1 protein-coding gene is annotated in these 294 nt (G+C 70.1%); it reads left to right on the top strand.

Annotated features, from left to right (window positions below; all coding sequences use genetic code 11):
* Positions 1 to 82: 82 nt before the first annotated feature.
* On the top strand, positions 83 to 294 hold a 212-nt coding region (locus ACQG3P_RS19245; RefSeq protein ID WP_426805934.1), incomplete at its 3' end, for a DUF4136 domain-containing protein.

Raw genomic sequence — 294 nt, 5'->3', positions numbered from 1 at the left:
GGCCTGCGTAGTTATGCGGATGACCACGCAGGCAGGAGGGGGCTAGGCTGGAAGCCAGTTCACCGCCCCGGAGTGTCGTGTGATGAAAGCCTTTGCGATCGCGGTCCTCGCCACCTCGCTGGTGGCCAGCGCCAGTACGCCCACCGTGCACACCGACTTCGACCCGGGGGCGAACTTCGCCTCCTTCCGGACCTACCGCTGGGCGATGAAGCCGCAGGGCGCATCGCCGCTGGTCAGCCAGCGCAGCGTCGACGGCATCGACGCGCGCCTGGCGGCCCGCGGCTGGACCCAGGC

It is taken from the genome of Stenotrophomonas sp. SrG (genome assembly GCF_050031795.1).
GTDB lineage: Bacteria > Pseudomonadota > Gammaproteobacteria > Xanthomonadales > Xanthomonadaceae > Stenotrophomonas > Stenotrophomonas rhizophila_A.
This window is presented reverse-complemented; position numbering and strand designations above follow the sequence as displayed.